Origin of the sequence: Saccharophagus degradans 2-40 (assembly GCF_000013665.1) — a bacterium.
Classification (GTDB): Bacteria; Pseudomonadota; Gammaproteobacteria; order Pseudomonadales; family Cellvibrionaceae; genus Saccharophagus; species Saccharophagus degradans.
The window spans coordinates 4,539,248-4,561,904 of the sequence record NC_007912.1 but is presented as its reverse complement, the minus strand read 5'-3'; the positions used below and the strand labels follow the sequence as shown (position 1 = coordinate 4,561,904).

Genomic DNA, 22,657 nt, shown 5'->3' with positions numbered 1-22,657 from the left:
CTGGCGATTAGCAACTAGCGCTTAGCGTTTGAACCTACGCCTTAAGTAAAATGCCAATGGCTTGGTTGAGTTTAAATTCTAAGTCAGATTTTATGGTGAGGTAGTGGTTGATTTGCAGTTCGCCATTTTCGCTTATTTTGCCGGCGCAAAGGCTTAAGTCTATATCGGTAATGTATATGGGGTAGCGGTTGTTGTCGGCGCGGCGCGATAAAATAAATTGCGCGACCACTAGCTCTAGTTGCTCCCCAAAAGACACCGCCGAAAACTCTTGATCATCACAATAAAAATCGAACACCACGTTATCGTTAACAGGGTGGGCGATGGCTTTAACATCAAATAGCGCTGGGCTTGGTAGCTCAGTGGAAATACGTTTGCTTACGCAGCCGTATTGATTGGTTATATTTTTACTAAGCTCGTAAAAATGAATAGGAAAAATACCAAAGTCGCCGGAAAAAGCCGGGTTGGAGCGCGCTTCGCGGTTTATGGTTGCGCGTAAAAAACGGTGCAGCGATTTAAGCGGGTTGTGATCTTTGCAGCCGCGCAATAGGGTGTAGTGAATAGAGCCTTTTTCATCCACTACAAAAATTTCCATGCCTATATCAAAGCGGTGATAAAACACACTTACCGATTGCGCTTTGGTGTGGCTACAAATGGGGCGCAGTGGGTGCAAGTGCAGCGCGTTGCTGTCTAGTATTATGGGGCTGGGCTTGGTTTGCTCTTCGCCCAAATGCGCAAGCAGGGCGTTGGGGTTGGTGAAGGCGCGAGTAACTAACTTCATGCCGCTAAACTGCAAGCAGTAATAGTGGTTGCCCATTTCAAAAATATAGCGGCGGTTTGCGGCTTTTTTATCGGCGTAAAAGCAGTGCACTATTTCATTAAACCAATCTTTTACCCGCTGGCTAATGGTGTTCGAAAGCGTTTCGCCTACGCATTCTACGGTAAGTGCTGGCGGCAGGTGATGGGTGCCAGGCAGGCATAGCTGTAAGTATTCGTGCAGCGCGTCTAGCAGGGCTGTGTCTTTTTCAAAGCGGCGTGTGTTTATTTCATTCCAGCTGTTGCGAATAACAATGTCTACCGATACAACTAAGTTTTCGTCAAAGCCGCTGTAGCGCAAGGCATCCGAGCGGCTACTTAAACGCTGGTAGCCGTGATCTTGTAGTTGCGACATGGGGTGCTTGGCCACATTTATAAGTAACATGGCATCGCTGGGCACCGCCGATTGTTTAAAAGTTTCGTGGGGTAAGGACGACGTTGTTTGCGGCAGCCATTGTTGAAATAAATTAAGTAAGCGACGCAGTTCGTACTCGTTTATTTCTTCGCAGCCGGTTAAGTCGAAGCGGGTGCTGTTGTCGATCAACCCGTTGTAATAGCACCACAGCATAAGCTCCACCACACTGGGCGACGCTTTTATGGCTTCGCCGCCGGCATTGGGGGAGTCTTCATCAAAAGTAACGGCTGTCCACAGCGTGGTTTTTAAGGCTTCTTCGTATTCGCTGTGTAGGGCAATTAACGGTTCAGATAAATCGTGAGAGATGCCTGGGTTTATCCAGTCTATTTTACCGGGCCTGCGCTCGAAGGCGGCCTGTAATTTGCGGCCGAGTATATTCAGCTCGTCGGAGCTTATCGCGTGGGCCACGCCGCAGTTGTTGGCAAAGTCTAATAAAAAGCGGTAGCTGTGGTTTAGCTCGCTAACTAATTGGCTGCGCTCCATAGCCACTGTGTTGGTTTTCCAGCGTTTGCGTTTGTCTAGCAGGGCTATATCGGCCTCGCTCCACTCCCAATCTTTTACCAGTTGCTCCATAAGCACGCGCTGCCACGATTTAGTATTGCTGCGCGACGGGCGAGATAAGGGTTTGTTTACTTTAAAATAAAAACAGCGCCGCGCCAGCTCTAGGCGTTTGTACTGTTGTTTTTGTTGCAGGTAGCGTTCAATGCGGCGATAAATAATTAAGTAGCTGTCGAGGTTGTTAATATCCACTTCGCCGGCAAATACTTCGCGTTTAAAACTGAGCGAGAGCGGGTCGATATTGGGGTGCTCGCTTACGTAGGCTTCGAGCAGCAGAAGTTTTAAAACCGATTTGTAGGGCGATTCAATGGCTTTATAAAGTTGCCATATACCCGCGCCAATAAATTCGCCATCGGGAATGGTGGCAATGTCGCCAAAATCTAATACGAGGTTATCACTTAAAAAACGTTTGTCTAAAAGTGTGCTGCTGTAATTTTCGTAATCTTTTTCTGCGCGCGCCGGTACAAACCACCACAGCGGTATGCGGCCACCTAAAAAAATAGCAGAGCGATAAAACTCATCCAGTAAAAGTAGGCGCTGCGCGCTGCCGCTGCTTTCTTCGTTTAGCGCAGAGAGTGTGCCGCGTTTAAACTCTTCGTAATCCATAGTAAAAAAGTGCATTTCTAAGCGCAGGCTCATGGCCCATTCGCTTATTTTTGTGCACTTTTTCTCTAGCTCATCCACTGCCTGCTTGCTTAAGCCCGGCTTGTGGCACAGCCAAATATCCAAGTCGCTGCTTTCACTTTGGGCAATGGTGCCCACGCTGCCCATTACGTATATGCCGTATATGTCTTCTTCTAGACTGGGGTCGTAGCCTAGGGTAAAGCTGCGCGCTACGCGTCTGCCTAGCTGTAAAATATCTTTATCGGGTTTGAAATTGCAAAGCCGCGCCGGTGTGCTGCGCGAAACAAAGCCGGGCATCATGGGGTGGTTGGTGTGAAATAGCAGCGGCAGCGCATCTAGGCATAATTGCTGGTGCGAATTAAGCGCCGAACGCATGCGCTCTAATCGATCGGTATTTATCGATAAAAAGCGTTTGCGCAATAAAGTGAGGTTCTGTCTGTCTAGGCCGTCCTCAAGGGTTGTATCTGGAATGGCGCGCTGCCGGATCATTGGCTTGGCTCCTCCCGTGAAGTGGTTCCGCCTAAAGTGTGATCAACCTCTAAAGGTTAGCAGTGCAAACGCAACTCTGCAGCATAAAAAGCGCCGCTGCTTATGGGATGTTTTTATATAAAAGTGCAGATTTAGGCCCAGTTGCATTGCAAGCTGGGCGCAAATATTAAGCGAGGCTTAAATTGGGGAAGGTTTAGCGAATTAACTTTCTTTATCTGTTTTTACTATGCCCAGAGATATGTACTTTTGATCGAGCGCTTCTTTAACTTGTTTGGGCACAAATTTAGTTACATCGCCGCCAAGTGACGCAATTTCGCGCACAAGGGTAGATGAAATATAAGAGAGGTGTTCGGCTGGCGTTAAAAATAAGCTTTCCATTGCCGGTGCCAAAGCGCGATTCATATTGGCCAATTGGAATTCGTATTCAAAATCCGACACTGCGCGCAACCCCCGCACAACTCCGTAGGCTTGCTTCTCTTCTACTAAGTCTTTCAATAGGCAGTCAAAGCCGCACACTTCTATGTTGGGCAAATGGCTTAGCACATCTTCGGTAAGGGCAACCCGTTCGCTCATAGTAAACAGCGGGTTTTTTTTGCGGCTTTCGGCAATGGCGACAACGACATAGTCAAAAAGGTGCGCCGCACGCTCGACTAAATCGATATGTCCATTGGTAATGGGGTCGAAAGTACCTGGGTAAACCACGCGTTTCATAGTGGGAGCCTGTTCTCTAGGAGCGTTATCTCGCATTTTAGCCTCAGCTTATTCGCCTTGTCTTGCTTTCGCGCAAAAGCGATGTGTGATTGTTTGTTTATTAGCCTAATCGTTGTGCATAGTTGCAAAGTAGTGACTATTTGGCAGCAAAAGTTGCGGGCGCTAATCTCACGCGCCTTCTATTCGCTCTAGCAGACAGTAAGTTACCTGCCCCGAGGTTTTACTTTTACGCTCTTGCCAGCCATTGGGCAATGTTATTGCCGTGCGTTTGGGGTGTTCCACATAAATTAACCCGTGTTCACTTAGCCAAGGTGCTTGAGTTAGCGCTTTGAGGGTGTCGTCCCACAGGTTAAGGGCAAAAGGTGGGTCGATAAAGGCAATATCGTAGGGGGTGGCGGGGGGCTGCTTAAGCAGGTCGAGGGCGGCCATGCGTTTTAATACCCCGCCGTGCGGCTGTAATGTGGTTAGGTTTGTCTGTAGTTGCTGCTGTGCTTTGGCATCTAACTCGGTGAAAACCACTTCGCTGGCACCGCGCGATAGGGCCTCTAAACCCAGCGCACCGGTACCTGCAAATAGGTCTAAACAGCGTGCGTCGCTTATATCTAACTGCAGCCAATTAAACAGGGTTTCGCGTACGCGATCACCGGTGGGGCGCAGGCCATCCACTTCGGCAACGGGTAATTTGCGCCCGCGCCAATCGCCGGCAATGATGCGAATACTCGAACCCGCATTTTTTTGATTATTTTTACGCAAAAGCGTGTCCTCTAAATCCCTCAAAGCCAGCGCGAAATGGTAGGATATCGCCCGCTCATCAATTTACCTATTAGACCCAACTATGTTTTTTAGACGGAAAAAGAAATCTCAGGACGAAACCGCGGCCGCCAAGGACGCAGTCCAGCCCGCTATTGACGAAAATGCAGCCTCAGCAACCGGTGAACAGGCCCCTGCTGAGCAACCCGAAACGGGCGTGCCAACTGTAGAGCCTTCGCTGCCAAATAATGGCGAGCCAGAGCCTCAATCCGAAAAACTGGGTGTGTTTGCGCGCATTAAACGCGGTTTGTCGCGCACCAGCAACCAGTTTGCCAATGGTTTAAGTAATTTATTGCTTGGTAAAAAAGCCATAGACGATGAATTGCTCGAAGAAATCGAAACCCTGCTGCTAATGGCAGACGTGGGTATGGATGCAACAACCGACATTATTGAAGACCTGACTGACCGCGTTGCACGCAAGCAACTTAACGATTCTGAAGCGCTGTACGATGCACTGCGCGAGTCGCTGGCCAAGCTATTACAGCAGGTAGAAGTACCCTTCGATTTAGAGCAAAGCCATGCGCCATTGCCATCCCCCTACGTTATTTTGGTTGTTGGTGTGAATGGTGTGGGTAAAACCACCACCATTGGCAAACTGGCCAAGCGCTACCAAAACCAAGGTAAGTCAGTAATATTGGCCGCTGGTGATACATTCCGTGCAGCTGCAGTAGAGCAATTGCAAGTGTGGGGCGAGCGCAACAAAGTGCCGGTTATTGCTCAGCATTCTGGTGCAGATAGCGCCTCGGTAATTTTTGATGCGGTGCAATCGGCACAGGCGCGCGGCATTGATGTGCTTATAGCCGATACCGCCGGCCGCCTACACAACAAAAGCAACCTCATGGAAGAGCTGGCCAAGGTTAAGCGCGTAATGGGTAAGTTGGATAACACAGCCCCCCATGAAGTGTTGCTGGTGTTAGATGCCGGTACCGGCCAAAACGCCGTAAGCCAAGCAGACCACTTTAAAAAGGCTGCCGATGTAACGGGGTTAGTGCTTACTAAACTCGATGGCACCGCTAAAGGCGGTATTATTTTTGCGCTGAGTAAAAAGCACAATATTCCTGTGCGCTACATTGGCGTGGGCGAAAGCGTAGATGACCTGCAGCCGTTCGACGCCAAGAAATTTACCGAAGCATTGTTTTCAACTAGTGATTAGGGCGGTTAGTTATTCGCGTTAGTAAATGGCCAACCTTTCAACCCACAATTTAAAAAGTGTAAAACACGCAGGCGTGCAATGATCAGTTTTAGTCAGGTGAGCAAACGTTACCCTACCGGCCATGAGGCGTTAGGGGGTATTTCGTTTGATATCGAACCCGCTGAAATGGTGTTTTTAACCGGCCATTCAGGCGCCGGTAAAAGTACCCTTATGAAGCTGATAATGCTCATGGAGCGCGCTAGCACTGGCCAAGTGATTATTGGTGGTCGCAATCTCAACCGCATGCGCGCAAGCCAAATTCCTTTTCACCGCCGCCAAGTGGGGGTGGTGTTCCAAAACCATCAGCTTTTATTTGATCGCAGCGTATTCGAAAACGTTGCCTTGCCTTTGCAGGTAGCCGGTTTTCATTCCCGTGAAGTGGGCCGCCGCGTGCGCGCAGCACTAGATAAAGTCGGCCTACTCGATAAAGAAAAGCTCAACCCAATTACCTTATCTGGCGGTGAGCAGCAGCGTGTGGGTATTGCCCGCGCTGTGGTAAACAAGCCGCCATTGCTGTTGGCGGATGAGCCAACCGGCAACCTCGACCCCGCACTGTCTGCCGAAATTATGAAACTGTTCGCCCAATTTAATGCCGTGGGGGTGACGGTTATGATCGCCAGTCACGATTTGGCGCTGGTGCGTCGCCTGCGTAAGCGAGTGCTAACTTTGGCCAATGGTAGCTTGGTGCATGATGGGCTGCTGCCGGAGCCGCAAGTTGGAGGTGGCGTATGAGTCAGCGACCTCGCGCACCTAAAGCTAAAGGTGCTGTACCCGCACGCCCGGCAGCAACGGGCGGCGCGAAGCAAACCAAAACGAGCGTTAGCGATAAAAGCCGCAGCTATTGGATGCATCATCGTGCATCGCTTACCAGCAGTGTCACTCGCCTATTAGCCGCGCCGTTACAAACCCTAATGACCTCGCTTGTAGTGGCTATTGCCTTGGCGTTGCCAGCTACCTTGCTGCTTGCACTGAACAACTTTCAGCAGTTGGGCGACAACTGGGATGCCAACCCCAAGCTCTCTGTGTATATCAATATAAAGGCGCGCGAGCCGGCAATTGAAAGCCTTGTAAAAAACCTACAAAACCGAGCTGATGTAGCGCGGGTGGAATACTTTACCCCAGAGCAGGTGCTGGCCGATTTTCAGCTTAACTCTGGCTTTGGTGAAGCGCTTACCAGCCTAGACAATAACCCTCTGCCCGCAACCTTGGTTATTTCACCCAAGGCAACCGCAATGGACCCAAGCTCGCTGCGCATCCTAGCGGATGCTATTGCCAGCGAGGCGATTGTGGAAGAAGTGGTTTACGACATGGATTGGGTGCGTCGCCTGCGCGAAATAATGGTGTTAGGTGAAACCATAGTGCTCGCGTTAGCGTCCTTGCTAGGGTTAGGCGTACTATTGGCCATAGGTAACACGGTGCGGTTGGCCATTGAGAATCGTCGCGAAGAAATTTTAGTGAGTAAGCTGGTGGGCGGCACTAATGCCTTTGTTCGGCGCCCGTTTTTGTATACCGGGGGCTGTTACGGGTTATTGGGTGGTGTGCTGGCCGCATTTATTGTGGTTGTGGCGTATTGGGCTATATCTGGCTCCGTGTACCGCTTGGCGCAGCTCTATCAAAGCGACTTTCAGTTGGCGGGGTTGGGCTTTTCTGGCTTTTTAGCGCTAGCGGCTTTGGGCGCATTACTGGGTTGGCTGGGCGCGTGGCTGGCGGTAGCGAGACAGCTTTCGAAAATAGAGCCGAGCTAATTTATGCCTAAACGGTGATTCAATCGACGTTTTGGCTGCCTTTTAGGCAAAAAAATCACTGTTTAGCCTTGAAAAAACACATGCGGGTACGCATGTAGATAAGTCGTAAAGTGCGTGCTAGACTCTAGCGTGCTTTAAGCCCGACGAGGGCTTGCAGAAGAATTCGAGATGTTTATCGGACGGCAAATGCCGAACGTTTTACCGTTATAAATGTCCTATAAGGAGAGGCGCAGCCAAAGCAGCTGTGTCGCCTGAACTAATTTGGAGGTAATCCATGGGAACAAGTCTACAGCCTGCCTACATGATGGCACCCGGTCAGAATCTGAATGCTTATATTCAGACTGTAAACGGTGTTGCGGTGCTGACTGCCGAGGAAGAGAAAGCCTTAGCAGAAGACCTCTACTACCGTGATAATTTAGATGCTGCACGTAAAATGGTAATGGCGCACTTGCGCTTTGTTGTGCATATCGCTAAATCCTACTCTGGCTATGGTCTATCGCAATCTGACCTTATCCAAGAGGGCAACGTGGGCTTAATGAAGGCGGTAAAACGCTTCAACCCCGAAAAAGGCGTGCGTCTGGTATCGTTTGCGGTACATTGGATAAAAGCCGAAATACACGAATTTATATTGCGCAACTGGCGCATAGTTAAAATTGCTACCACCAAAGCGCAGCGCAAATTGTTCTTTAATCTACGCGGTCAGAAAAAGCGCTTAGCATGGTTAACTAACAGCGAAGCCGAAGCCGTAGCGCAAGATTTAAACGTAGATGTAAAACATGTGCGTGAAATGGAAGGTCGTTTAGCCTCATTCGATGCCACTTTCGACGCCGGTGCCGACGAAGACGACGATACTGCATATCAAGCGCCTGCCAATTACCTCGAAGATCGCCGTTACGACCCATCTACATTATTAGAAGATGAAGATTGGACCGAAAACAGCGTAAGCGGTTTAACCACAGCGCTAGAAAGCCTTGACGACCGCAGCCGCGATATTTTGCAACAGCGCTGGCTGAGCGACGACAAATCCACTTTGCACGATTTAGCCGCACAATACGGTGTTTCTGCCGAGCGTATTCGCCAGCTAGAAAAGAACGCAATGAAAAAAGTGAAAACCTATTTAGAGGCGTAACACTTACTTAGTTGTTACCCTAAAAAGCCGCATTTATTGCGGCTTTTTTTATATGCGAGCCAGCAGATTGGTGTTGATCGCCCGCTATGCGTATTAGCTAAAGGCCAAATTATGATTGCCAAGACCTACCTAATTGTTGCCGCTAGCATGGGCATGCTGAGTGTTATGTTGGGGGCCTTTGCCGCTCACGGGCTTAAAGCCAAGTTATCTGAAACGCTATTGCACGCATTTCAAACCGGTGTGCAGTATTTGTTTTTTCACGCTTTGGCATTGCTTGCCGTAGCGATTTTATTGCGCAGTATCACCTCGGTTTGGTTGCATGGTGCGGGCGCATTATTTATTGCTGGCGCGCTGCTTTTTAGTGGCAGCCTTTTTGGTTTAGCGCTTGGTGGGCCATCGTGGTTGGGGCCAGTAACCCCGATGGGTGGCCTGTGTTTTATTTTAGGGTGGGCAGCACTTATTGTTGCCGCAGTGAAGATTTAGTTAAAAATACAGTAAAGGGTTAGGCATGCAGCCGGAATTTAAAAAGAAATCCATCCGCAGTTTTGTAATTCGCGGTGGTCGAATGACCGAGGGGCAAAAAAATGCCTTCGATAAGTGGTGGCCGCACTATGGTGTAAGCCTGTTTGATGGCCCAATTAACCCTGCCGAGTTGTTTGGACGCAGTGCACCGTTGGTGTTGGAGATTGGTTTTGGTATGGGCGACTCGCTGGTGGATATGGCCATCGCCGACCCTGACAGCGATTTTATTGGCATCGAGGTTCACCCACCTGGTGTTGGTCGTCTAATCAATAGAGCTGGTACCGAAGGTGTGCCTAATTTGCGTTGCTATATGGCCGATGCCAACGACGTGCTCAGCGATTGCATTCCTGATGGTAGCTTAGACAGGCTGCAATTGTTCTTCCCCGACCCTTGGCATAAAAAGAAGCACAATAAGCGTCGCATAGTGCAGCCAGAGTTTGTAGAAAAAATTCGCGCTAAGCTAAAAATTGGTGGCCACTTTCATATGGCAACCGATTGGGAGGCTTATGCCGAACATATGATGGAAGTGATGACAGCTGCACCGGGTTATGAAAATATTGCCGGCGGTAGCGAGTTTGCCCCTCAGCCGAGCTATCGTCCTACAACCAAATTCGAGCGCAGAGGTGAAAACCTTGGCCACGGAGTATGGGATATTATTTTTAGCCGCAGCTTATAGCTGCGGTTTTTCTTTCTACTTATCAATAAAAAATAAATTTTCTGCACAGTGTTTATTGCGTAGCAAGTGTTTACTATGTTGTGCATAGATGCTTTGTAATATTAGTCACATGCACTTGTTTTATATTTTATTGTTTGTATTCTAGCGCAGTTGTGCGAATCACAAAAACTTCCTCAATATCGTAAACGCTTGCCTTTGTGGGTAGGCACTAGGAACGTGTTAATTTCTTTTGGAGAATGTCATGGAATTTGTTATGTCGAAAAAAATTATTGCCCCGTTGGCTGTGGCTATAGCGGCTATCACATCAGCGGCGGATGCTGCAGACGTACGTGAAGGTATAGAGTTGGGCGCTGGCATTTCGCGTTTCTCGTTTGCGGATGAGGAAGTAATGGAAGGTGATTTTGGTGGTAAAGTATTTGCCGGATACCGCTTCGCCAATCCTTGGAGCATAGAACTTAACTATGCGCGCGCAACGCCACAATTAGATTCTGGCGACGGCATTAAAATAGCGCAAACTTACGCTAGCGCGTTATACCACTTTAAAACCGATGAGAGCTACGAGCCGTATATTTCTGTTGGCGCAGGCCAGCTTACTTTCGACGGCATGGGTGTATCTGACGACAGTAGCTTGGTGGGTGTGGGCGCCGGTATTAAAGGTTATATTTCCGATCGCATTACCTTCCGCCCAGACTTTTTTATTGCTAGTGCTCAAGAGCTAGAAAAACCGCATTTGCTTTCTAGTATTACTTTTAGCTACTTTTTCGGCAATGTGTCTTCATCTGCTGCGCCAAGTTCAGCTAAAACGGTTGCAGCAGCAAAAATGGTAGATAGCGATAAAGACGGCGTGCAAGACGGCAACGATGCCTGCCCAAATACTCCGGCAGGTGTAAAAGTAAATGCTAAAGGTTGCGCGCTGGATAGCGACCAAGACGGCGTGGCAGACCACAAAGACAGCTGCCCAAATACAGCTATGCACTTAAAGGTAGACGCTAAAGGTTGCCCGGTTCAATTGAGCGAATCTGTTTCTATTGATTTAAAAGTTAATTTCGATTCCAACAGCAGTGTTGTTAAGCCAGAATATTTTGCTGAAATCCGCAAAGTAGCCGACTTTATGGCGCAGTACGAAAACTCTGTGGTTGTTATTGAAGGGCACACAGATACACGCGGTGCCGCAGCTTACAATAAATCACTTTCTCAAAAACGTGCAGATGCAGTTGCTGCCGTTTTGGTATCGGAAATGAATGTAGCTAAGCGCAGAGTGACATCAGTTGGTTATGGCGAAGAGCAGCCTATAGCTGACGAAAGCACCCGTGAAGGTTTGGTGGCTAACCGTCGCGTAGTAGCTAAAGTGTCTGCTAGCGTAACGAAGCTTGAGCAAAAGTAAGGTTTACCGAATTTGATCACACCTTAAAGCAGCGGCTGGCCCGCTGCTTTTTTTTGCGCTTAACAAAGCCTGCGTGCCAAAACTGTTCGATTCTTGACCTAAGGGTGGGTGTTCGTATTAAATAGGCGCCACATTAATACTTTTAACGCAATAGCGGGAGGCACTAATGAGCGAAGTTGCCGGTAGTGGCTTATGGCAGAAAAGCCTGTGGGAGAGCGTCTTAGATAGTTACTCTAAGCCCACTGTAGAGCAATTAAGTTTGGCGTGGCAGGATCAATACGGAGCCAACGTAACACTTATGTTGTGGTGTGTTTGGCTGCAGCGAGAAAATATTTGCTTATCGAAAGATGTATTGCAAGATGTAGTGGCCACTATTAAAGAGGTGGAAGACGCAACCCTTTGGCCGTTGCGCCGCGCGCGCGCTGCGCTCTACGATTTATCGGTAATTACCCGCGTGCAGCAACAGCTAGTTAAAAAGCAGGTGCTGGCTGCTGAGTTGTCGATAGAAAAAATATTAGTGCATAAGTTGCAAGATGTTACTCAAAAATACATAGAAGTGATGCGCGATGTAGAGGCGCCATTGCAGCTTGAAGATTACTTGCAGTCGCTAGCTATGCCCAATGCAGCGATGTGCGCCCAAGAGTACCTAGCGCTCGCAGAATAAACACTAGCAATACCTTGCTAGGTTGTTGACCAATAAATAATACGCACAAAAAAGCCCGAACTTAGCCGGGCTTTTTTGTGGTTGTTACTCGCTGAGCTTACTCAGAATCGAATAAACCGCCAGATGGTTGAGGAATGATTTTTTCCTCGGGTGCGCTTGGTGCAGCAGGGGCTGGTTGTGGAGCAGGCTTAGCTGGTTGTTCTGCTTTAGCTTCTGTTTTAGCCTCTACTTTCACTTCTGGTTTTTTAACTTCAGTTTTTTCAACCGCGGGTGCCGCCGGGGCTACTGGTGTAGCGGGAATAACTGGGGCTGGCTTTGGTGGTACAACTGGCGCAGGTGTTTCTACTTTTGCTTCAGGCGCTTTGGGTGCGGCTTTAGCTGGTGCTGGTTTGTCGGCAGCTGCTGCGGCTTTTGGTGCTGCCTTTTTAGGGGCTGCTTTCTTAGCTGCTGGTTTTTTCTCTGCGGGTTTAGCTGGGGCGGCAGCTGTTTCAGCCTTCTCTGCTACTTTTTTAGGGGCCGCTTTCTTGGCTGCTACTTTCTTTGGGGCGGCCTTTTTGGCGGGTGCTTTTTTAGCGGCAGGCTTAGCTGGTGCCTCGGCTTCGCTAGCAGGGGCTGCTTTGGCTGCGGGGGCTTTTTTGGCCGCAGGTGCTTTTTTCGCAGCGGGTTTTGCTTTTGGCTTGGCCTTCGCTTTTTTGGCTTTAGGCGCGGCAGCTTTCTCGGCAGAGGCTACAAGTTTTGCGCGAGCGTCTGCTTTCGCTTTTTCTGCTTTTGCATCGGCAAGTGCTTGCTTGGCAGCGGCTAAATCGGCTGCAGCTGCGGCAGCGGTTTGTTTGAATGCTTCTACAGCTAAACGTGCTTTCTCGGCACTTGCTTTACTGGCCGCTGTTTTCTTTGCCTTTGCATTTGCTGCGGCTGTTTTAGCTTTAGCTTGTAAGCCAGTTAACTTGGTTTTGGCTTTTTTAGCAGCGCTGTCGCTAGCTTTTAACGCTTTTTCGGCTGCTACAACTTTTTTAGCCCTAGCTTGGTCTAGCTGCGCGCTAACTTTCGCTATTTGGCTTTCTAAGTCTGCAATAGGGTCGGTAACTTTTTTTCTGGCGGCCATGTTTTAGTACCTGAGTGTGGTCGTGTTTGAATCGTTGGTGAAGGTGTACCCGCAAACGCTAATTAACCTATGTGTATTAAAGCGGGTTAGCTGCGCAGGTGAAGAAAAATAATAGCGCGAATTTTACCAGTTTTGTACAGTTTTGAATGCATCTTATCCAACATTTATACCCTTTATTCACCAACTTATGAAACATAGTGTTATGACAGTAGGGTTAAAGCGGCGAATTTTATTCAAAATGACGATTTTGCTGCGGTTGGAATTGCATTTTGTGTGTTTCGGTGTCGAATAGTGCTGGTTTTGATAGCGGAAGGTTTGAATGCTAGATGGCCTGTGTTGTATAGTCGGTGCTGCTTTTGGCGGGGGGTATCCGTCTTGGAACAAGCTAATTGGATTACACACAATAAATATTTAGGTCATAACATGAAAAAACTACCATTGGTTACAGCTATGTGCGCAGTGATCGCATTGGCTGGGTGCAACAAAGAAGAAGCATCCGTTAAAAAAGAATTGGTATTGGAAACCTCCGAGCAAAAAGTTAGCTATCTTATTGGCCAAAACTTAGGGTCCAACATGGGCCAAGATAAGTTTGAGTTGGATATGGATGCAATGGTTGCGGGCTTAGAAGAAGGTCTTGCGGGTAAAGAAAGCCGCATTTCTGAAGAAGACGCTCGCGCCGTAATGATGGCTTTCCAAGCCGAGCAACGCGCCAAAATGGAAGCGGCTCAGCAAGAAGAAGCGCAAAAAACTTTGGCTGAGGCACAAGCTTTCTTAGCTGAAAACGCCACTAAAGAAGGTGTAGTACAAACCGAAAGCGGCTTACAGTATAAAGAATTGAAAGCTGGCGACGGCGCAACCCCTACCGCATCTGACACGGTTGTGGTTCACTACTCTGGTACGTTATTAGACGGTACCGAATTTGACAGCTCTCACAAGCGCGGTAAGCCTGCTGAATTTATGGTGGGTGCACTTATTCCTGGTTGGGTTGAAGCGCTACAGTTGATGCAAGTGGGCGACGAGTGGGAACTATATGTACCTGCCGACTTAGCTTACGGCCCTGGCGGCACGCCAAACATTCCTGGCAACTCTACGTTGATCTTCAAAATGGAATTGTTAGACATCAAAGCTAAAGAGGCTCCTGCTGAAGCGAAATAAGCTGCTAAAGTGACTCTCTAAAATGAGTAGCCTAAAAATGCCCAGTTTATCTGGGCATTTTTGTATGCGCTATTTGCGGTGCTACTCACTAAAGTTTTAGGTGGTGGATAAAGCCGTTTGAGCTCATGGCGAGGTATGTCCACTCCTGTTGGCCAAAGCCAACAGCCACAATCGAAGCGCCTGTTGGTTTCCATGCATCGCGCTTAGGCACCTCCCACTGGTTAACAAGTGTTAAGGTTTCAACGCGCCACAATTGCACTATTTGATCTGGCCGACCGGTTAACAAGTATTCGTTATTTGCGCTAAAGGCTGCGGAGGTAAATTGCAAACCGCGTTTTAACCTTTCGGCGCGCAGGGGGATTTTGCCAAGCACTTCTCCTGTTTTGGTGTCCCATACCAATGCGGCATCGTACTTACTTACCGATAGTGCATGCGAGCCGTCGTTGGATAGCGTTACTAGCTGTACATCGTCGTCGTGCTTAATATCAAACAGCTGCTTGCCATTGGATAAATCCCAAAAGCGCGCGTGATAATCTTCAGACCCGGTTAATGCCCAGCGGCCATTCTCGCTTATGTCTACGCTGCGCACGCGATTGCCGTGTGGCAGAGTGCGCTTTATGCCGCCTTTTTGAATATCAAACAACACTGCGCTGTGGTCGCTTAGCCCGAGTAGGGCAAGCCTGCCATTAGGGCCGAGTTTGGCGTCGAGAATTTCACCGGGTGCAGTCCAGTAACGTGTTGCTTCACCGCTGGTGGTTTCCCACATTACCAGCGTGTATGGGTCCGCTGTAATGGCGAGTTTGCCGTCGGGGGAAAAGTCAGCGCTGATGATAGTTGTGGCCTCATCGGCTTTGTGATTCCAATTGTATAGTCGCTCTTTGCTGTCTATTTGCCACAGGCTACCGCCGTGATGAATAGAGCCTACAATCGCGTAGTCGGCTTGGCTGCTAAAGGCGCCTGCATGTATGCCTTTGACCGCTACCTCGAGTGAATCTGTTGGTGCCAAATAGTCGTTGCAGCCTGTGAGTAGCAGGCAGGCAATTAGGCTCACCCCCCATTGTGTTGTTCTAAGCATGTTGGCTGTGTATTCCTATGCTTGTGGCGGCGTTTGGGGTTTTTAAGTGCATTAAAAACCGGTGCGTGTAGCTTAAGCATAGCAACGAACGGAGTGAATCGCAGAAGAATTGAGAGATATAAGAGCCGCGGTTTGGCGGCTCTGCAGGGGGAGGGCTAATTAGGCTACTTGATCTTTGTGGGAAACGTGTAGTACTTCGATCATTTTGTCTTCGGCTTCAAAGCGGCTAACCAAGCTTTCACCTAAATGAGAGAGGTCTTGGTTTATGGTTTCTAAGTCGTCGGTTTCGAGGTATTTGTCGTTAAAATCTAAAGCAACTTCGGTTGAGCTATCGATAATTTTAAACAGTTCGCCGGCTTGCTTTAAGCCTTCTTGATCCTCGAACTCTTCGCCTTCTTGCAGCAGCTGATTGTAAATTTCGAAATGCCCAGCAGAAACATAGTCCACCACAATTTCGCACAGTGTCTTAACTTGGGCGGCGCGCTCGGGGTGATCGGGAAGGTCGCAAATTTCTGAGAGGTTGCAATATAAAACAAGCATTTGCTGACGCTCTTGTAGCCAGCGGTCGATAATTTCGCTTACACCGCCCCAGCGCTCCTGCGCAGATTTGCAATCTTCTAGCATAAAACAACCCTTATAAATTCATTTTGTAATATCGAAAACCTGTTAAAGATTTACTCCACTTATCGAATAAACCAAGATGGATTTAAGATAGGTGAATTAGCCTGCAAGGGCAAGCAAAACTGGTTTCGCCCTTAAGCTTTCCGCAGGCCTTGCCAAACACTTATAGCAATAAGGCCTACAAACGCCACAAAAGTCCAACCGGGAATACTAAGCCCTAAAAAGCTTGCCACTACATCGGCGCAGTTGCCGTCCCCAGCAAATAGCAGTTTAAGGGCGTCTAGCAGAGGGAAGGCGTCGAACATATAGGCAAGGTCGGGCCCGCAAGCGGGTACTTGGTCTTCGGGTAAGTTTTGTAGCCACACATGCCTAGCCGACACGCCTGCGCCAATAACGCCTGAAAGCGTAGCCAAGCAGCCATACACTTTGCGGCCCAAGGCGGCGGGGTTGTGGATGGCGGCAATCAGCGATATTAAGCCTACGCCAATAATAAATATGCGCTGGGTAATACACAGCGGGCACGGGTGCAGGCCAAGCACTTCTTGCATGTATAGTGCAGCCAAAATAAGGCCCACACAGCCTGCAAAAATGATTAAAGCGGTTTGGCGATAAGATGGCAGTTTGGTTATTTTCATTATTCTATCCGTCGAGAATGTTGGGGTTATTGTATGCGAGTGGCTGGTGAAGTTTAAGCGGTCTGTCGACAAATTGATGGAGGTCGTCAGATGCTATTTGTCGTCTATGCTTAAGGGTGTGTTCAGGTGTGGGTTGCTAGGCTCCACCTTAGTAAATATTTAACAGCCCTTAGAGAAGCTTTGTTATGTCTGGTTCCGCAATAGCTCGTTTAAAGCAGATTGGCTGCGCTTGGTTGGTGGCAATTGCGCTGCTGTTTACTGGTTTAGCGCAGGCGCAAGATGACCCGCCCCCCGAAGAGGCGCCAGCAGAGGAGGGGGCTGAAGGTGCCGAAGTGCCTGCTTCGGCCATTTATTTGCCAATTAAACCGCCATTCGTGGTGAATTACGGTGGTGCTGGGCGGTTAAAGTATATTAAAACAGAGTTATCGGTACGGCTTTTGGATACTACTGCCGCCAATGCGGTAAGGCATCATTTGCCCTATGTGCGCAATAATCTCGTGTTGTTATTTTCCAGTCAGACCGACGAGACTATGTCGTCTCAGGAGGGGCGCGAGGCGTTGCGTATTGCCTGTTTAAAAGAGATTCGCGAAATAATTAAACGCGAGGAGGGCGACGAAGTGGCGGCAGGCGTAATCGATGTATTTTTTAATTCGTTTATAGTGCAGCGCTAAAATGGGTGGCAATACAGTAACAGTAGTGGCACACCGCAGTGCGCCACTAGCCCGCAATATTATTTGTCGCAGCACATTTGGTACTGCTTGTAGTACTCCTGCAAAAACTCACTAAAGTTACCACTGTTTTTCTGTTCCAGTCGAGTCTGTTTGTCGAGCGATTCGGCTGCCATTTTTTCAAATTGCTGCATTGTATTGTTGCTTGGCTTTTTGGCGAGCAGTGTTTCGTGGTGATGGCGCGACTGTGCTAGAGCGTAATGTGCATAGGGCAGCTTTTTGGCGCTTAGGTGCGAAATGATGCGTGCCGATGGGGTAAGCTCTGGGTTGAGTATTGCCGCCAATTGCGTTTCTAGGCTTTGCGTATGCTCTTCAGTTTCGTGGGCTATATCTAGTAGCTCTGCCACTGGGCGCATCGCTTTAATCAGTGCTTCGCCCGCTTGCTTAAGTGGTATTTTACCCTTCGTGAAGCTTTCTATTAGCGCTTTTGGAGAGCGGCCTTCGGTTACCACTGTTTTTTGGTTGCGCAAAATATTGGCCGACTCTTCGGGAGAGGTGTCGGGGCTGTCTTGCAGCGCGCAATAAAGTAAAAAGGTATCTAAAAAGCGCACTTGTGGCTTGTTAACCCCAAGCGGGTCGAATGGGTCTATATCGAGGCAGCGCACTTCAATGTATTCCACGCCGCGGTTGCGCAGTGCCGATAGGGCGGTTTCGCCGTGTTTCGCTGTGCGTTTGGGCCGAATTGAGCTGTAAAACTCGTTTTCAATTTGTAGCAGGCTGGTATTTAGCTGCTTGAACTCCCCTTTTTCGTCCTGCAGGCCTATTGCTTTGTATTCATCTATTGGCGTTGTAATGGCCGCGCAAAGGGTGGTGATGTACGACTGCTTGTCGTTGTAGCAAACGTAGAGCGATTCCTGTGCGCTGCTTTGGTAGCCAAGGTCGCCCATTCTCAGGGATGTGGCGTAGGGTAGGTGTAAGGTTCGCTCGTCGATAAGGGGCTGTAAATTGTGCTCGCGACCTTTAATAAAGCTGCCGCACAGCGCTGGCGAGGCGCCGAATAGGTAAACCAATAACCAGTAGTAGCGGCGAAAGTTGCGAATAAGGGCGAAGTATTTTTGGTCTTTAAAATCTTGCAGGTCGAGCAAGCTGTACTCTTCGCGGTGTAAGAAAGACCAAAAGGCATCGGGCAGCGAAAAGTTGTAGTGTAGGCCTGCAACGGTTTGCATGGCGCGGCCATAGCGATGCCCTAGGCCCACGCGATACACTGTTTTCATGGTGCCGTTATTAGAGCTGCCGTATTGAGCGACGGGAATAGTGGCATCGTCGTTCAGCACGCAGGGCATGCTGCTACTCCATATCAGCTCGTCGTCGAGCTTAGAAAGCGTATAGCCTTGAATGTCGTAGAGCTGTTTGAACAGATCCTCCACCCGATGTGTGGGGGGCGTAATAAATTCAAGTAGCGCTTCACTAAAATCAGTGGTTATTTGGGGGTGGGTAAGTGCAGACCCGAGCGCTACGGGGTGTGGAGTTTGTGCCAGTTTGCCATCCCTATCAATGCGCAGACCTTCGCGTTCTATGCCGCGCATAATCCCCGTGAGCACGGGCGCGTTTTTGGAATCGTATAGCCCCGCGTGGAAGGATTGGATTTCGTACATGAGTAATTCCTTGGTATTGGCGTCCTTGGGGAGGCGTGCAAAAGTGTTGTAGGGCAAGGGTGAAGGACGTCGCTCAGCGGTGAACCGTTCGGGTGTGCGGCGACGTCAATTCGAATAGCTGTTTAAAAGCTAAGCAGAAAATAAAGAGGACTGCTCGCTATTTTCTCGCTGCTCTTCGTTGTTTTCTTCGATGTTATCTGTGCTGCTATCTATGCTGTGTAGTTCCGCACTGGCAGTTTCAGCATCTTGGCTGGTAGTAGGTTGGTTGAATAGATCGGGTTCAGCCTGCTCTTGCTCGGCTACCTGTTCGCTGTCGCTTTGGCTCATTTCGCGATCAAGGCTCGAGGCCTCTTCGGCTGCAGCGGCAATGTCTGCGGCAGGCATTTCTAGCGGAATATCGCAGTGCTGCAATATAAGCTTGCCTTCTGGGCCTACTTGGCCGGTAGTAATCTCTACCCGTAAATCGGCATTTTTAACTGCTAGTTCAACCTTTTGGTTGATGGCTTCATCTTTGTGGAGTGTGCGATATAAGCTCTTGGACTGGGTTGGGTTGACCCATTCACCGGATTTTTCCAGAAAATTGCCATGCTGATTCTTAAGTAAAAACACTTCTGTCATAACTACTATTAACCTGTTTACGGACCAATTAGGCGGTTTATGTGGCCGTAAGGATACCGCTTTCGGCCTAGCGGTAACAAGCGTGCTATCTCCAGTTTGGGGGGTACATGGGGGGCTGAAGGGAATTTGATGGTGTCACTTAACACAACTTTGTTGCGCCGGTTCGCAGTTCTCGGCTAGCCTTTAGGGCTTGTGCGCTAAGAAACGTACCAATCTAGCTTAACTGTGTATAAACTAGCGTGCTGTAATAATAAACCTATAAATTTTTGTTAGCTTGTTCGCCCCGCTGCGTCAGCGTCAGATTATATTGAGTAATCTATACTGTTGACTGTCAATTTCGCAGATAGATTCGCGTGTAAGCGAACCTATTGCGACCATAGTGGTCTTTCTTAGGTGGGGAATAGTTGGAGACGTATAGTGACATCCCGGCAACTAGCCGATAGCCCGTTTTTGCAGAACGCATCAGAGAAGTTTAAAACTTTAGCTGAAACTGTTGCGCGTATGCCTCTCGCGTTATGGCGCAACTTAGTGCTAGTGCTCATCTTTATTTGGATGTGCCACAGTGGCGCGAGCTTATTTTGGGCGCTTATGCCCACGCCCGATATCCCGCAACCGGCCGTTATAGCCACGCCTGCCAGTGTCGATGGCGCTGCAGGTAGTGCAAATGTCGATGTGGCGGCTATTCAGGCGCAGAATTTATTTGGTATTGCCGGTGCAACTCAGGGGCCTATCAGCCAAGATGTTGCCGCGGCGCCAGTGATTGGCGAAGATATAGAAACAACTAAGCTCAACCTTACCCTTAGCGCCGTGTTGGCTAGTGAAGATACCAATGCCGCACGCGCGGTTATTGCGGATGGCAATGATCAATCCCTGTACAGCGTGGGTGAGCAAGTGGGTAAAAATGCCGGCGTAAAACTGGCTAAAGTGTTAACTGACCGAGTGATATTAGATAATAAAGGTAATCACGAGGCGTTATGGCTGTATTCAGAAGAAGATTATAAATCTACGCCAAAGGCAACCTACACCGAGCGCGCACCAGCTTCCGTCCCTATGTCTAGGCAGACTGGCCCAGAAGAGGGCAAGCAAGTTGTTGTGAAGCAGGACCAAATTCCTACCTCTATTAACGATGTTATTCGTTTTAGTGTGTACCGCGAAGACGGCAAAATGTTAGGTTATCGTGTTCGTCCCGGGCGCGAGCGCGAGTTATTTGATCAAGTGGGTCTAAAAATGAACGATATCGTTACCTCGGTTAACGGTATTCGTGTAGACGACCCCAAACAGATTCGTATGGTTTATCAGTCGCTAAAAACTGCGACATCAGCGCAACTTGAAGTTATGCGCGATGGTGAAACCTCCATTATTAACATCAGTTTAGATTCAGGTGGTTAAACGTGTTTAGGCATTCTCTAGCGATTGGGCTGGCAACAATAACAATTATATTCTCTTGCGCGGTTCAGGCTCAGCCGGCTGCACGAGGCAGTCAGCCAAGTTACACGGTTAACTTTAAAGATACCGATATTCACGAAGTTATTAAGTTTGTGGCCGATGCTACGGGTAAAACGATTGTGATCGACCCGCGGGTTAAAGGCCGAATTAAAGTTATTTCGCAAACCACGGTAAATAAAGACGAGCTGTTTGAGCTGTTTTTAACTATTTTAGAAGTGCACGACTTCACTGCTGTGCAGGTAGGCGATGTTGTTCGTATTCTACCGTTAAAAGATGCGCGCTCTTCACCTGTGCCCGTGCAGGATGAAAGTGATGTGGGTAATCGCGCATCCACCAACGGTTATGTAACAGAAGTTATTCAGTTAAAAAATATTGAAGCCGCTAAAGTGTTACCTGTGTTGCGTCCACTTGTGCCACAGCATTCTCACTTGTCTTCTTATACTGAAAGTAACGTAATTGTTGTATCCGACACAGCCCCAAACATTGCGCGCTTGCGCGACGTTATTGAGCGTATTGATACCGCGGCACTGCCCACCACCGAAGTTGTGCCTCTTAAATATGCCGATGCCGAAGATTTAGTGGCCACCCTCACTAAATTGGACCGCGGCGAAAAACAAAGCTCTACCCCTGTTAACCAGTTGCAAATAGTTGCCGATAAACGCAACAACTCAGTATTGCTAAGCGGTGAAGATATTCAGCGCAAGCGGGCCAAAGATTTAATTCGCAAACTAGATCGCCCGCCAGTTCAGATGGGTAATGTGCGAGTAGTTTACCTAAATTACGCCAACGCCAAAGATGTTGCCGCAACCTTAAGTAAAGTTGTGCAAAACATGCAGCAAATGCAACCTGGCGGTAAAGACAAAGGCGGTAAGGACGGCGCCACAGTAGAAGCCGATGAAGATACAAACGCGCTGCTATTAACCGGCTCTGGCGATATGCTTAACTCGTTACTTACCATTGTTGAGCGCTTAGATATAAAACGCGCACAGGTATTGGTTGAAGCGATTATTGTGGACATTAACGTAGACGCCAACAAAGAGCTTGGTGTGCAGTGGATGTTCTCTAACGAAAATAACGGCACATTCGGCGGCTCTAGCCAAGGTGATGGCTCGTTGGGCAGTCTAGCGACTGGTACCTTGGGTGGCGGCACCGATGCGCTAACTAATCTTGCTTCAGGTATAGCCGGCAATACAGGCCAATTATTAGGTGTGGCTGGCAACAACGGCGGTGAGAACTTTATTGCACTGTTATCTGCACTGCAAACCAGCAGCGATGCCAATATTCTTTCCACGCCTTCTTTGGTTACTATGGATAACCAAGAAGCGTCGATTTCTGTGGGTCAAAGTGTACCGTTCAGAACGGGCAGTTACAGCACCACGGGTACGACAGGTTCGGTAGGCAACCCGTTCACTACTATTCAGCGTGAAGACGTGGGTATAACCCTAACGGTTACACCACACGTTAACGAAGGTAATAAAATTCTTTTGGATATCTCACAAGAGGTGTCCAGTATTTCTAGCTCGGTAGCAGGTAGTGCCGACTTGATTACCAACCAAAGTAAAATTGAAACCCAGTTGTTAGCCAACGACGGTCAAATTGTTATTTTAGGTGGCTTGATTCAAGAAGACGTACAAGATGGTGATACCCGTGTACCGCTTTTAGGGTCTATTCCTTTGTTGGGCCATTTGTTTAAATATCAGTCTACCAAGTTCTTAAAGAAAAACCTGATGGTATTCATTCGAGTAAAAATAGTTACCGATGATGAAGCCATGTACGGTGCAACCGCCGAGAAGTATCAATATATTCGCGATCAGCAAATGCGCCAGCACGATAAAGGTTTGAATTTAATGAGCCGTAAAATATTGCCAGTACTGCCCGAATTAACGCCGTTTGAGCAGCAAGCGCTGGAAGCTGCCTTAAGCGAATCTGATTCCGAACAAGAGTAAGTAC

The 22,657-nt window shown here is 48.6% G+C and carries 21 protein-coding genes; 12 read left to right on the top strand and 9 right to left on the bottom strand.

Annotated elements, in window-relative coordinates; genetic code table 11:
* Positions 1-34: 34 nt before the first annotated feature.
* From SDE_RS18810 to rsmD, 3 genes are all read right to left on the bottom strand, one after another.
* Positions 35-2,899 carry a class I adenylate cyclase gene (locus SDE_RS18810; protein WP_011470070.1) on the bottom strand — a complete coding sequence of 955 codons (2,865 nt, stop codon included), beginning with the start codon at positions 2,897-2,899 and terminating at the stop codon, positions 35-37.
* A 201-nt stretch (positions 2,900-3,100) separates the two neighbouring features.
* Positions 3,101-3,610 (bottom strand): pantetheine-phosphate adenylyltransferase, encoded by a 510-nt coding sequence (coaD, locus tag SDE_RS18805; protein ID WP_049762704.1) that lies wholly within the window; start codon positions 3,608-3,610, stop codon positions 3,101-3,103.
* A gap of 168 nt (positions 3,611-3,778) precedes the next feature.
* A complete protein-coding gene (gene rsmD / locus SDE_RS18800; RefSeq protein WP_041324896.1) occupies positions 3,779-4,363 on the bottom strand; it encodes a 16S rRNA (guanine(966)-N(2))-methyltransferase RsmD in 585 nt (194 codons plus the stop codon).
* An 82-nt stretch (positions 4,364-4,445) separates the two neighbouring features.
* Between rsmD and ftsY the strand changes: the two genes are divergently transcribed.
* The 8 genes from ftsY to SDE_RS18760 all read left to right on the top strand — a co-directional run bounded on the left by ftsY (position 4,446) and on the right by SDE_RS18760 (position 11,732).
* A complete protein-coding gene (gene ftsY / locus SDE_RS18795) occupies positions 4,446-5,573 on the top strand; it encodes a signal recognition particle-docking protein FtsY (RefSeq protein ID WP_011470067.1) in 1,128 nt (375 codons plus the stop codon).
* 78 nt (positions 5,574-5,651) lie between these two features.
* Positions 5,652-6,344, top strand: a complete 693-nt coding sequence (gene ftsE / locus SDE_RS18790) for a cell division ATP-binding protein FtsE (protein ID WP_011470066.1) — start codon at positions 5,652-5,654, stop codon at positions 6,342-6,344.
* Entirely contained in the window at positions 6,341-7,357 is a 1,017-nt protein-coding gene (gene ftsX / locus SDE_RS18785; RefSeq protein ID WP_011470065.1) for a permease-like cell division protein FtsX, read from the top strand. Before ftsE ends, ftsX begins: the two co-directional genes overlap by 4 nt.
* A 274-nt stretch (positions 7,358-7,631) precedes the next feature.
* Positions 7,632-8,486 (top strand): RNA polymerase sigma factor RpoH, encoded by an 855-nt coding sequence (gene rpoH, locus SDE_RS18780; RefSeq protein ID WP_011470064.1) that lies wholly within the window; start codon positions 7,632-7,634, stop codon positions 8,484-8,486.
* A 111-nt stretch (positions 8,487-8,597) separates the two neighbouring features.
* Entirely contained in the window at positions 8,598-8,969 is a 372-nt protein-coding gene (locus SDE_RS18775) for a DUF423 domain-containing protein (RefSeq protein WP_011470063.1), read from the top strand.
* Between the two features lie 25 nt (positions 8,970-8,994).
* Positions 8,995-9,684, top strand: coding sequence for a tRNA (guanosine(46)-N7)-methyltransferase TrmB (gene trmB, locus SDE_RS18770; RefSeq protein ID WP_011470062.1), 690 nt, complete (start codon positions 8,995-8,997; stop codon positions 9,682-9,684).
* 253 nt (positions 9,685-9,937) lie between these two features.
* On the top strand, positions 9,938-11,068 hold the full coding sequence (locus SDE_RS18765; protein WP_041326028.1) for an OmpA family protein: 1,131 nt from the start codon (positions 9,938-9,940) through the stop codon (positions 11,066-11,068).
* A gap of 166 nt (positions 11,069-11,234) precedes the next feature.
* Positions 11,235-11,732, top strand: coding sequence for a TIGR02444 family protein (locus tag SDE_RS18760; RefSeq protein WP_011470060.1), 498 nt, complete (start codon positions 11,235-11,237; stop codon positions 11,730-11,732).
* A 97-nt stretch (positions 11,733-11,829) separates the two neighbouring features.
* On the opposite strand, the gene SDE_RS22755 is transcribed toward SDE_RS18760, so the two are convergent.
* Entirely contained in the window at positions 11,830-12,834 is a 1,005-nt protein-coding gene (locus SDE_RS22755; protein ID WP_011470059.1) for a hypothetical protein, read from the bottom strand.
* A gap of 423 nt (positions 12,835-13,257) precedes the next feature.
* Between SDE_RS22755 and SDE_RS18750 the strand changes: the two genes are divergently transcribed.
* Positions 13,258-13,989, top strand: a complete 732-nt coding sequence (locus SDE_RS18750) for an FKBP-type peptidyl-prolyl cis-trans isomerase (protein WP_011470058.1) — start codon at positions 13,258-13,260, stop codon at positions 13,987-13,989.
* Between the two features lie 88 nt (positions 13,990-14,077).
* On the opposite strand, the gene SDE_RS18745 is transcribed toward SDE_RS18750, so the two are convergent.
* The 3 genes from SDE_RS18745 to SDE_RS18735 form a co-directional block, all read right to left on the bottom strand.
* The gene (locus tag SDE_RS18745; RefSeq protein WP_011470057.1) at positions 14,078-15,064 is read right to left on the bottom strand and encodes a WD40 repeat domain-containing protein; all 987 of its coding nucleotides are present in this window, start codon (positions 15,062-15,064) and stop codon (positions 14,078-14,080) included.
* A gap of 159 nt (positions 15,065-15,223) precedes the next feature.
* Positions 15,224-15,688, bottom strand: a complete 465-nt coding sequence (gene rsd, locus SDE_RS18740) for a sigma D regulator (RefSeq protein ID WP_011470056.1) — start codon at positions 15,686-15,688, stop codon at positions 15,224-15,226.
* A 131-nt stretch (positions 15,689-15,819) separates the two neighbouring features.
* Complete coding sequence (locus tag SDE_RS18735; protein ID WP_011470055.1) at positions 15,820-16,320, bottom strand: disulfide bond formation protein B; 501 nt, start codon at positions 16,318-16,320, stop codon at positions 15,820-15,822.
* A 185-nt stretch (positions 16,321-16,505) separates the two neighbouring features.
* Between SDE_RS18735 and SDE_RS18730 the strand changes: the two genes are divergently transcribed.
* Positions 16,506-16,991 carry a flagellar basal body-associated FliL family protein gene (locus tag SDE_RS18730; RefSeq protein ID WP_011470054.1) on the top strand — a complete coding sequence of 162 codons (486 nt, stop codon included), beginning with the start codon at positions 16,506-16,508 and terminating at the stop codon, positions 16,989-16,991.
* A 59-nt stretch (positions 16,992-17,050) separates the two neighbouring features.
* Here SDE_RS18730 and gshA read toward each other — a convergent pair whose 3' ends face one another.
* A complete protein-coding gene (gene gshA, locus SDE_RS18725) occupies positions 17,051-18,643 on the bottom strand; it encodes a glutamate--cysteine ligase (RefSeq protein WP_011470053.1) in 1,593 nt (530 codons plus the stop codon).
* 129 nt (positions 18,644-18,772) lie between these two features.
* Positions 18,773-19,261, bottom strand: coding sequence for a hypothetical protein (locus tag SDE_RS18720; RefSeq protein ID WP_011470052.1), 489 nt, complete (start codon positions 19,259-19,261; stop codon positions 18,773-18,775).
* Positions 19,262-19,678: 417 nt separating this feature from the next.
* On the opposite strand from SDE_RS18720, the gene gspC reads away from it, so the two are divergent.
* On the top strand, positions 19,679-20,650 hold the full coding sequence (gene gspC / locus SDE_RS18715; protein WP_011470051.1) for a type II secretion system protein GspC: 972 nt from the start codon (positions 19,679-19,681) through the stop codon (positions 20,648-20,650).
* A 2-nt stretch (positions 20,651-20,652) separates the two neighbouring features.
* On the top strand, positions 20,653-22,653 hold the full coding sequence (gene gspD / locus SDE_RS18710; protein WP_011470050.1) for a type II secretion system secretin GspD: 2,001 nt from the start codon (positions 20,653-20,655) through the stop codon (positions 22,651-22,653).
* The last annotated feature ends 4 nt before the right edge of the window (positions 22,654-22,657 follow it).